Origin of the sequence: Bacillus sp. TE8-1, assembly GCF_008368855.1 — a bacterium.
Taxonomy (GTDB): domain Bacteria; phylum Bacillota; class Bacilli; order Bacillales; family Bacillaceae_G; genus Bacillus_A; species Bacillus_A cereus.
This window is the reverse complement of the sequence record NZ_QPET01000034.1, coordinates 96,914-106,507: the sequence shown is the minus strand read 5'-3', so window position 1 is coordinate 106,507 and position 9,594 is coordinate 96,914. Positions and strand designations below refer to the sequence as shown.

Below are 9,594 nucleotides of genomic sequence, written 5' to 3'. Positions count from 1 at the left end.
TCGATACTTGGAACATTCAGGTAGCTGGGCAGGTTATCGTTCATACTTCATGCGGTTTCCAAAAGAATATTTGACTGTTGTAGTACTAAGTAACTATGATGGATTTGACTCTAAAAAATATGCTAATGAAATAGCGGGAATTATTTTAGAAAAGTAAAAAATAGGGTGTAGAAGAGTATCTGGATTTGGTTAACCACAAGTTGTTTTAGGTGTAATTGATTTTGGGAACGGAAGGCAGGCATATATTTATGCCTGCTTTTTTGTATTAAAATGAACATAGATATTAATTTTTTTGTAAATATGGAACAATGTCATTACTTACAATGTCTATTAAGCGTTGAAACATTTTTTATGTAATAAATTAAGAAAGGAATAATGATTTTTAATTAAGGGAGAAGATTGAATTGAAAAAATTATGGATGCTGTTTTTCATTTGTTTCGCAGTTATGTTGGTAGGATGTAATAAAAACGAACCGCCAAAACAAGCATTTGAAGAATATATTAATTTATGGAATGATAAAAAATTTGCAAATATGTATGATCATTTATCAGATCATGCCAAAAAATCGATTTCTAAAAAAGAATTCACAGAAAAATATCAAAAAATCTATGAGGGGATTGGAGCTAATAATTTAAAAGTTAAAATGAAAGGAGAGAATACGAAAGATAAAGAGCTTTTTCTTTTTGAAGTTAAGATGGATACGGATGTAGGACCAGTTTCATTCATCCATGAAGCAAAACTTGTGAAAGATAAAGAGTCTTGGAAAATAGATTGGACGCCAGACTTCATCTTCCCAGGTATGAAAAAAGATTACAAAGTACGTATGCAAATAGAGCAAGGAAAACGCGGAGAAATATATGATCGAAATGGAAAAGGGCTTGCAACGAATGGTAAAGCAACTGAGGTTGGAATTATTCCAGAGAAACTAGGCGAAACAGCAGCGCAAACGAAAGAAATAGTAGCACAATTACTTGATATGTCTACAGAAGAGGTCGAACAAAAACTCACAGCAAAATGGATAAAACGAGACTCCTTTGTACCAATTGGTATTTTAAAAGAGGGAACCAGACAGAATGATTATATTGAATTAGAAGGAGTTTCATCTCGCCCAGTAAATATTCGTACGTATCCATTAGGTGAAGCAGCGGCACACTTAACTGGATATATAGGAAAGGTGAATGCGGAGGAGTTAAAATCACTTCAAAAACAAGGTTATCAAGCAGATGATTTAGTAGGTAAGACCGGTTTAGAGAAAGTGTTAGAAAATAAATTGCGTGGTGAAAAGGGTGGACGCGTATTTATAGAAGATGAGAATGGGAAAGAGATTAAAAACGTAGCAAAAAAAGAAGCAAAAGAAGGAGAAAATGTTACGTTAACAATTGATGCTGCAATTCAAGAAAAAATCTTTAATGAGATGAAAACTGAAGCAGGGTCTAGTGCAGCGATTAATCCTAAAACAGGTGAAACAATCGCACTTGTAAGTAGCCCTGCTTATAATCCAAATATAATAGTTAGAGGAGCATCGAAAGCCCAACGAGAAGCATGGAGTAACGACTCGAAACTACCAATGACGAATCGCTTTACACAAGCAATTGTACCAGGTTCCGTATTTAAAACGATCACAGGTGCAATTGGTTTGGAAACAAACACAATAAATCCGAAGGAAGAATTTAAAATTCAAGGATTGAAGTGGACAAAAGATTCATCTTGGGGAAATTACTATGTAACGCGTGTGAAGGATGCAAGTCCAATTGATTTTGATAAGGCAATGAAGTACTCTGATAATATTTATTTTGCTCAACAAGCTTTGAAAATAGGAAAAGATCAGTATGTAAATGAACTGAAGAAATACGGTTTTCATGAAAAATTACCAATCGAATACGAATTTCCTATTTCAATCATTGCAAGAGATGGGATAAGAAACGATATCCAACTAGCAGACACAGGCTATGGACAAGGACAAGTATTAATGACACCACTTCATTTAGCATTAACATATGCACCGATTGTGAATGAAGGGAATATTCCATCGCCACATCTTTTAAAAGAAGCAAAAGTAGCGGGGAATTGGAAAGAAAATGTGGTTTCTAAAAAGAATCAAGACATATTAAAGAGTGCATTAATCAAAGTCATTAATGACCCTGATGGCGCAGGGAGAATTGCAAAGGTTGATGGTGTTACGCTTGCTGGTAAAACTGGTACAGCAGAACTGAAAGAGTCTAAAGAAGCAGACGGAAAAGAACTGGGATGGTTCGCAGCTTTCGATGCAAATGCGCCAGACATGATTGTTACAATGATGATTGAAGATGTAAAAGGAAGAGGAGGAAGTAACGTCCCAGGTGAAAAAGTAAAACATGTATTTCAGAATTAATACTTAATTATAAGGTGAATTTTTTGACTACATTTATTACATGTTTGCTTAACTCAAAGATATAAATTGGGGGAATATAGAACAATGAAATTTCAAAAAAGCATTCTTTCTAATCGAGAATGCTTTTTTTGCTGCGACTCTAGAAAGTTAATACCTTATCTTAATTTTCATTTCTGAAAAGTTGGCATTGCTAATGGTAAATAGAAGAGTATAGCAAGTTGAAATGGACAAGTGGAGTGTTACGTTAAATTCAAAAAACAGATTTTCATGAGTAGAATTTTATCATTGTATGCTTTACTTGTTTTTTAGTAGTATTATTCTGCTTGAAAAAAGATAAACAATGGAACAAATGAAACTTGTATCTTGTCTATATATTGAAACCATAATAAAAGTGAGGGTAGTTTTACGTTTATTCAAATAAGTTTGAGGTGTGGAAATGGAACAGACGTTTATTGAAAAGTATAATCATGATGAGCTGGACGATGTTATAAAAGACTATTGGCAAGATGTATGGAATTATTCATTTATTATTACGAAAGATCCACACTTATCAGATGATATTACGCAAGATGTATTTATAAAGGTATTTAAAAATTGGAATTCATTTCGAAAGGAGTCATCTATTAAAACGTGGATATTAAAAATCACAAGAAATACGGCAATAAACTATTTGAAATCATCTTATTTTAAAAGAATATCTTTAATAGGTTTTTTTAGTGACGATAAGCAATCCCAGTCGGCAGAACAAGAATTTTTTAAGCAAGAAGAAATGAATGATGTGTGGAAAGTTGTATTAAAGCTACCTAAAAAGCACCGTGAAATAATCATATTGGATGCAAAATATGAATTATCTTATGAAGAAATGGCTGAAACGTTAGGAGTATCCATTGGAACTGTAAAATCGAGATTAAGTAGAGCGAGAAGTAAGGTTTCAAAATTAATAGGGGAGGGTAGTAGTGATGAACAATAAACAAAATCCTGACTGGTATAGAAAAATAAAAAAAGGCCCAATGGAGAATCGTAAAGATGAAGAAGAATTTATTTCTAAAATAAAGCAGTCTATATACGAAAATAATGAAGTGGATTTTGTAAAACATAAAAGACCATTTCGTAAAAAAGCATTACCTATTGTAGTTGTTTTAGTTTGTACAATGTTATTTTTCATTGTTCAACAACCTTGGCTTGATGATAATAAATCACCAGTACAAAGTAGTACACAAATTAAGCCTAAAACAAAAGATGAGTCTGCTCAAGATCCATCATTAAAACAATTTATGAATGAACTATATCAAAGTACGAACTCAAAAAATGAAAATGACCTGTACAAAGCGTTAAATGATGAAGTTCTATTTAAAGGGAAGAGTTATAAGAAGGATGAACTGAAGTTTGATGAAGATATTTTTCATGAGTTGCAAGTCGCCCTTACAATGGGGGGAGGGTTTGCAAATGATACAAAGCAAATATATAAAGTACCAAGTGGATTGACGGAAAGTAACCAACGAAAGCAAGCACATTTTATATATGCAACTGTTACTGGAAATAAAACAAAAATTTTAGCAGAACCAAAGCGAGAATCACAAGTTTTATATGAAGTATCTAATGAAATGGTAAAAGCTTGGATTCCAGAAAAAGTGCAGAATGATGGATATATAAAAATATCGACAATTAACGGTAATACTGGATATGTACAGAAAGAGTACGTTTTAACTGATATTAAATATTCATTTATGTTCGAAAAGAATAATGAAGGTATATGGAAAATAATAAATATAGATTCTATATGGTAAAAGAGGAAGGTTCACTTTAATGAACCTTCCTCTTTGTTTTTATTCTCTTTTTGAAGAGTATTCCAGTACTCTAAAATTTCTGATGTAACGAGAGCGGCAATGTTTTTTTCGGAATTACTACCAGGAATAACGACAGAAATAGCAATTTGTGGATCTTCAGTAGGAGCATATGCAATGAAAAGAGAATGATTTATCATTCTTTCTTGCTCATTTGGAAAACCTGTAATACCTGTTTTACCTGCGACGTCAAAGGGCAACTTTTTAATTTCCTCTATATTTTGACTCATTCCACCTTGCACGACACTCCAAAAGTTCATCGGGTAACGATTTGAACTTTCTAAAATGGGTTTAAACTTTTTTGTTTCCTTACCATCTTGACCAATAATCGCACTTACGATTTGAGGTTTATATTTATCACCTTTACTTGCCAATGTTGCTGCATATTGAGCGAGTTGAAGAGGAGTATGCACTTCATTTCCTCCCCAAGAGGCATTTAATAAAGCAGAAATCCCATTTTCAAATTTATTAGATGGATGGAATTCATATTGTCCGTCTTCTTCAAAGGGCAAATCAATCCCGGTTTTAGAACGTAGGCCGAATTGCATTAAATAATCTGTCCATATATGTGCCACTTTTTCTATATTTCCATTATTTTGGTTGAATAAGGGCAGAGCTACTTTTGCTGTCATAAATGTGTTAGATGAATTAATGATAGCCTGCCTCGGTGTAATCTCACCTGTTGGTGTTCCAGGTGCATTCGTAATGTTATTTTGATTATCATACTGAAAAGTACCTTTATCTAAATAAGTATCTTCGGGTTGAAAAAGTTTTTCGTTTAATCCAATTAAAATAGTAAGTGGTTTTATAGTAGAAGCCATATTTACATAAGATTCACCATACTTTAATTTTTGAATCGCTTTATTTTGCGAAAGAGATTTAATATTTTCTTTTCGAGAAGATACATGTGTATTTAATATATTTGGATCAAAAACTGCCGAGTTGACCATAGTTAAAATTGCGCCAGTTTTTGCATCGCTCACTACAGCATAACCAGCTTTAGCATCAGGTGTTTTCTTAATTTGCGATCTTAATGCTTCTTCTGCCTTTTGCTGCAAATCAGAGTCTAAAGCTAGCCGTACATCTTTTCCTTTTTGTACTTTTTGAATGTTCCATAAGAACTTTTTATTTTTCAATTTAAAAATAAGAGTTTTACCTGGTTTTCCTTTTAAATCATTTTCATATTGCAGCTCAATCCCGCTTTTTCCAACAGCCATATGCTTTGAATTAAGGGCATTTTCTACATACCCAATTACCTGTGAACCAATTTCGTGTTTAGGATAATATCGAATCCATTCATCTTTAATTATTACATTATTGGGTTTGTTTTTGTTTATAAATGCAAGTTCATTCTCAGTTATATCAGAGTATAACGGTATACCATTCATAGTCTGCTTTTTACAAGATTGTTGTAATTGAGATTTTATGTTCTCTGTAGAAATATCATGTTGAAACTCGCTTGAAAATTGATTGAAAAAAGCTAATGTGCTTGATGTATCTTGTTTCGATAGCTTTTCATCATTAGAAGTGCAATATAGAGACTTAACTTTCTTATTTGTAGCTAGTATTGCACCATTTTGATCAAAAATCTTTCCTCTTTCAGCTGAAGAAGTTGCGATAGTAATTGAAATGAAGTTGATTTTTAATAAAATTAGTAAAATCAAACCTACAATAGAAAGAACCGCAAATAATCTCCATCTTTTTGTATGTAACATATAACCCTCCCTTATGTAGCCTACTTCATCTTATATTTAATTATTTTTTTTGTAAATGTGGAACAACTGTATTGTTTAGGTTGTCTATTAAGTATTACAGCATGAAGAAAGGAATAATTAGCATGAAAATTTACTAGCAAGTTTATATGTAAGTTTAATAAGAGTCATTATACAGTTTAGCGCTTCTAATGCAAGCAGCAAAAAAATAGAGAGAAAACAGGAAGGGAGAGTTATTAATTCCGTAGCTAAACGAAAAGGAATGGATGCTTACAAGGATTAAGTAAAAAATTGAGGCGATATTTATAACCGATTATCGAATCTAATATAGAAGGAATGCTTTTAGTATTTATAGCAATTCCTGAAAGGATTAAATGGAGGATTTATGAAAGAACAAAAAAGCAAGAAGCAGAAGACATATATATCTATTCGATTAAATATAATGTTCCTTTGCATATTTGTACTATTCTCAGCTATTATTATGCAGCTAGGAAAAGTACAAATCGTTGAGGGAGAGGCTTATAAGAACCAAGTGGAAAATAGTCAAAATGCAATAACTAGTATTCCAGTTCCACGTGGACAAATTTTAGATCGAGAAGGGAAAACAGTTGTTAATAATAAATCTCTTCGCACAATTACGTATACAAGGGTGAAGGGAATTACGAGTGAAGATATTTTAAAAACAGCAAAAGACTTGGCGAAAGTACTTGAAATGCCCGAACAAGATATAAATAAATTAACAGATATCGATAAAAAAGATTTTTGGATGCAGTTGAATTCGAAACGTGCGGAGACAAAGATTACTAAGAAAGATATAGAAAAGTTTAAAGAAAAGGGTATAGAGGGAAAAGAGTTAGATAAAAAAATAGAAGACTTAAGAAGAGGTCGTGTTACAGAGGTAGAATTAGCAGAATTAACAGCAGAAGATTTAAAGGTGTTAGCTATTAAAAGTAAAATGAGTTCAGGTTATCAACTAACACCACAAATCATTAAAAAAGATGTAACAGATGAAGAGTATGCACGGATAAGCGAAAATCTTGCGAATTTTCCAGGAGTAGATGCAACTGTTGATTGGGAACGTAATTATGTAAACGGTAATTTATTTCGTTCTGTATTAGGAAATATTACGAGTAGTGAAGAAGGATTACCGAAAGAAAATTTAGATTCTTATTTAGTACGTGGATATAACCGTAATGATCGTGTTGGAAAAAGTTATATTGAACAACGATATGAAGATGTATTACACGGCACAAAAGAAGAAGTGAAAAATATTACTGATAAATCAGGAAACATTGTTAGCGCAGAAATAATCTCTAAAGGAAAAAGTGGTAATAGTTTAACATTAACGATTGATATGGAATTACAAAAGAAAGTGGAAGAAAGTATAGAGAAAAACTTGAGAGCTTTTAAGAGTTCAGAGCCACTGCTCGATCGAGCTTTTGTTGTCATGACGAATCCAAATAACGGACAAATTTTATCAATGGCAGGCAAAAAGATTGTAGAAAAAGAAGGGAAAATAGAGGTTGAGGATTTGGCATTAGGAAACATGACAACTTCGTATGAGCTAGGGTCAGCTGTAAAAGGTGCTACTTTATTAACTGGATATGAGACAGGGGCAATACATCCAGGAGATCAATTTTATGACGCGCCGATGAAATTTAAAGGTACACAAGCTAAGAAATCGTGGAATGTATCCGGATTTGGTAATATTAATGATTTACGGGCTTTACAAGTATCTTCGAATGTATACATGTTCCAGACAGCATTAAAAATTGCGGGAGTCAATTACGTACCAAATGGCTCATTGGATATTAAACAAGGAGCATTTGATACGATGCGCTATTATTTCAAGCAATTTGGTTTAGGTGTCCCAACAGGTATTGATTTACCGAATGAAATAATTGGACAAACGAGAAAAGTAGATAGTCAACCTGGGTTTTTACTAGATTTTTCTATCGGTCAGTATGATACGTATACGCCGTTGCAATTAGCGCAATATATTTCAACGATTGCGAATGGTGGTTATAGAATGCAACCTCAAATTGTACAAGAAATACGAGAACAATCAATAAAAGAAGAGGTTGGCAAAGTTATACGTTCCATAGATCCTGTCGTATTAAATCGAATTGATATGAAGAAAGAACATATTGATCGGATAAAAGAAGGGTTTAGATGGGTATTCCAAGAAGGTGATGGAACTGGCGTGAAATATTTCAAAAACGCGCCATATAAACCAGCAGGAAAGACAGGAACAGCCCAAACTGTATATGGTGGAGATGACCCGATTGGCAGAAATGCAAAAGGAGAACGTATGGAATGTTACAACTTAACGTTAGTTGGATATGCTCCATATGATAATCCGGAACTAGCATTTTCCGTAGTAGTTCCATGGCTTCATGATGATAAAAATGGAATTAATTCTATAATTGGAAAGGAAGTTTTAGATGTATACTTTGATTTGAAACAGCAACGTATACATGCTGAATCTACTAGTACAGGTAGTTCTAAGCAAAATTAGAATACTTTTCTCAGGGAAGAGAACCTGTTTATATAAAGCCATTTATAAGTAAAAAAATGAAATATGAAATAAGAGATAGTGGCGCTCATAGCTACTATCTCTTATTTTGTTAATAACTCTCATACTAGCTATAAATTTTTTTCAGTTTATGGAACAAATTTGGTTCGGTGATTGTCTATTATGTGTACGTATAAAAAGGTGCTAAAAATTTGGAAGGAATGATGATTTTGAAAAATAAGAGGATGCTAAAAATAGGAATATGCGTTGGTATATTAGGTTTAAGTATTACAAGCCTAGAAGCTTTTACAGGAGAGTCACTGCAAGTTGAAGCGAAAGAAAAGACTGGTCAAGTGAAACATAAAAATCAGGCAACGCATAAAGAGTTCTCTCAACTGGAGAAAAAATTTGATGCTCGATTAGGTGTATATGCGATTGATACTGGTACAAATCAAACAATCTCTTATCGACCTAACGAAAGATTTGCCTTCGCATCAACTTACAAGGCTTTAGCCGCGGGGGTATTACTACAGCAAAACTCAATTGATTCATTAAATGAAGTAATCACCTATACGAAAGAAGACTTAGTGGATTATTCACCTGTTACAGAGAAACATGTAGATACTGGAATGAAACTAGGAGAAATTGCTGAGGCAGCTGTTCGTTCAAGTGATAATACTGCAGGGAACATTTTATTTAATAAAATAGGAGGACCTAAAGGATATGAAAAAGCGCTTAGGCATATGGGGGATCGGATTACTATGTCTGATCGCTTTGAAACAGAATTAAACGAAGCTATTCCAGGAGACATTCGTGACACTAGTACAGCGAAAGCTATTGCTACGAATCTTAAAGCTTTTACGGTCGGAAATGCACTTCCAGCTGAAAAGCGTAAAATTCTTACAGAGTGGATGAAAGGAAATGCTACAGGAGACAAACTTATTCGTGCAGGCGTACCAACTGACTGGGTAGTTGGAGATAAATCAGGTGCTGGCAGTTACGGGACAAGAAATGATATTGCTATCGTTTGGCCTCCAAATAGAGCACCAATTATCATCGCAATTTTATCTAGTAAAGATGAGAAAGAGGCAACTTATGATAATCAACTCATTGCAGAGGCAACTAAAGTTATAGTTAAGGCTCTTAGGTAA

The 9,594-nt window shown here is 33.4% G+C and carries 6 protein-coding genes and 1 pseudogene; 6 read left to right on the top strand and 1 reads right to left on the bottom strand.

The genetic code is table 11. The annotated features are described in order from the left end of the window. The 4 genes and pseudogenes from DN404_RS27325 to DN404_RS27310 all read left to right on the top strand — a co-directional run. A pseudogene (locus DN404_RS27325) lies at positions 1-157 on the top strand (serine hydrolase domain-containing protein); the annotation flags it as partial. 247 nt (positions 158-404) lie between these two features. Further along, positions 405-2,372, top strand: coding sequence for a penicillin-binding transpeptidase domain-containing protein (locus DN404_RS27320; RefSeq protein WP_149215703.1), 1,968 nt, complete (start codon positions 405-407; stop codon positions 2,370-2,372). A gap of 436 nt (positions 2,373-2,808) precedes the next feature. Further along, positions 2,809-3,342, top strand: a complete 534-nt coding sequence (locus DN404_RS27315) for an RNA polymerase sigma factor (RefSeq protein WP_000438340.1) — start codon at positions 2,809-2,811, stop codon at positions 3,340-3,342. Continuing rightward, positions 3,332-4,159 (top strand): SH3 domain-containing protein, encoded by an 828-nt coding sequence (locus tag DN404_RS27310; protein WP_049107876.1) that lies wholly within the window; start codon positions 3,332-3,334, stop codon positions 4,157-4,159. Before DN404_RS27315 ends, DN404_RS27310 begins: the two co-directional genes overlap by 11 nt. A gap of 11 nt (positions 4,160-4,170) precedes the next feature. Here DN404_RS27310 and DN404_RS27305 read toward each other — a convergent pair whose 3' ends face one another. Continuing rightward, positions 4,171-5,931 (bottom strand): peptidoglycan D,D-transpeptidase FtsI family protein, encoded by a 1,761-nt coding sequence (locus DN404_RS27305; RefSeq protein WP_149215702.1) that lies wholly within the window; start codon positions 5,929-5,931, stop codon positions 4,171-4,173. A 382-nt stretch (positions 5,932-6,313) separates the two neighbouring features. Here DN404_RS27305 and DN404_RS27300 point away from each other — a divergent pair, with 382 nt between their 5' ends. Then, a complete protein-coding gene (locus tag DN404_RS27300; protein WP_149215701.1) occupies positions 6,314-8,446 on the top strand; it encodes a peptidoglycan D,D-transpeptidase FtsI family protein in 2,133 nt (710 codons plus the stop codon). 221 nt (positions 8,447-8,667) lie between these two features. After that, positions 8,668-9,594 carry a class A beta-lactamase Bla1 gene (gene bla / locus DN404_RS27295; protein WP_140335695.1) on the top strand — a complete coding sequence of 309 codons (927 nt, stop codon included), beginning with the start codon at positions 8,668-8,670 and terminating at the stop codon, positions 9,592-9,594.

Excerpts from the sequence above, each read along its gene's own strand:
- bla (WP_140335695.1), top strand. The coding sequence starts at position 8,668 with ATGATTTTGAAAAATAAGAGGATGCTAAAAATAGGAATATGCGTTGGT.
- DN404_RS27315 (WP_000438340.1), top strand. The coding sequence starts at position 2,809 with ATGGAACAGACGTTTATTGAAAAGTATAATCATGATGAGCTGGACGAT.
- DN404_RS27305 (WP_149215702.1), bottom strand. The coding sequence starts at position 5,931 with ATGTTACATACAAAAAGATGGAGATTATTTGCGGTTCTTTCTATTGTA.
- DN404_RS27310 (WP_049107876.1), top strand. The coding sequence starts at position 3,332 with ATGAACAATAAACAAAATCCTGACTGGTATAGAAAAATAAAAAAAGGC.
- DN404_RS27300 (WP_149215701.1), top strand. The coding sequence starts at position 6,314 with ATGAAAGAACAAAAAAGCAAGAAGCAGAAGACATATATATCTATTCGA.